Genomic DNA, 1,647 nt, shown 5'->3' on the forward strand with positions numbered 1-1,647 from the left:
TAAAAAAAGTGGCTATGCCACGCTCCCTTCGGGAAAATTATTTTGCAAGCTAAATTTAAAAGCATGGAATACTAAAAATCCCATGCTTTTAATTTATATTCTATAACTTTTTCCGTATACTCCATCATATTTTATTGGCCTCATTACCCCGCCGCATTTTTCGCATGAAAAACAAGGGGGCTCCTCTATATTGCTTTGATCCATTTCATCAAAGTATTCAACAACCTCCTTAGGTATATCTTCTTCTATCTTACATTTTGTACATCTATATTTTATTGAATCTGGCATAACATCCTTCCTCCAACTACGTGTTTTCGGATTTTATTCTACCATATAATATTCCTTTTGTAATTGCATATATTTCAATTACTTCTTCCAATTTTTCCTCTGTTTCAGTTATTATTTTATTTCTAAGATATTCTCTTATTGATCCATACTTACCGTACACAATATCACGAAATCTCATTGTTTTATTGCAATTAGGACATTTACAAGGATCAACTCCAAATGAAGCTAAAATTCTATATTCCCATTTTCTCAAAGACTTTTTAAGATTCAATATTTTTTCATCAATCATCTTAATGAAATTATTTTTACCTTTGCTTCTTCTGGAATATAGACCAAAATATCTAACCATTTTAAAATTCTTTTCTGGAATGTGTATTATCAATTTCTTAATGAATTCATATGCATGGACAGTTTCTATAACCACTTTATTATCTTCATGTCTAGTATATTTATATGTTACATTTACACCATCATATTTAAGTATTCTTGATTCTGCTATCGCAGGACGTCCTACATATCTTCCAACATATTTAGCTGCAATTTTAGCTGATTTTATCTCAGTTTCAGCGTGAACATAAAACCCTTTATCTTTTTCTTTGTACAATTTATTTTTTAGAATTCTTATTGTTCTACTATTCCCATAAACATTTGTTATTTCATCTAGCAAAACTTTTTGCCATCTTTTACGTAATCCCTCATAAGAAAAATATCTTATATGTCTCCACTCACTAACATTACCTTTCCCACCTTCAGTTATCATCATATGTACATGCGGATTCCACTTTAAATCTCTACCAAAAGTATGAATAACTGTAACTATTCCTGGTGTAAACTGCTCTGTTTTATTAAGACTATGCATCCAACTCGTAACAGCTTTAGCTGCGCTTTTCGGAAGTATCTTCAATCTTTCTCTATCTGCTCCAAAAAATTTTCTCAACTCTTCAGGAATAGTAAAAACCATATGTCTATGCTTAACATTAATCAAATTTCCTAACATGTTTTCAATCCAATTATCAGTATAGATTTTGCCACATGATGTACAAAATCTGCTTTTGCATGTGAAGCCCACCTTCTTAGTTGTATTACAATTATCACATTTAAACTCAATATACCCATTTCTAATATCCTTACAATTTAAAACTTTCTCAACTTCTTTCTTTACATTCTTTCTAACCCTTTTTCCATATAAACTTAAGAATCCATTCCAATGATCCTCTAAAATTGATTTTATTTTCCCTTTTCTCATTTGTTAAACCTCTAATATATAATTAACTAATTTACCATATAACGCGACTGAAAGCTAGATAAAATCTAGCTTTCAGTTTAAGATTTTTTTATACTTTCCTTTACATTAAAAAA

General features: G+C 29.8%; 2 protein-coding genes. Both read right to left on the reverse strand.

Annotated features, from left to right (window positions below):
* Positions 1-93 precede the first annotated feature (93 nt).
* Complete coding sequence (locus NNC19_RS23360) at positions 94-288, reverse strand: hypothetical protein (RefSeq protein ID WP_310941092.1); 195 nt, start codon at positions 286-288, stop codon at positions 94-96.
* 16 nt (positions 289-304) lie between these two features.
* Positions 305-1,534, reverse strand: coding sequence for a transposase (locus NNC19_RS23365; RefSeq protein ID WP_310941093.1), 1,230 nt, complete (start codon positions 1,532-1,534; stop codon positions 305-307).
* Between the last annotated feature and the right edge of the window lie 113 nt (positions 1,535-1,647).

This window comes from Clostridium sp. SHJSY1 (assembly GCF_031626875.1).
Taxonomy (GTDB): Bacteria; Bacillota; Clostridia; order Clostridiales; family Clostridiaceae; genus Clostridium.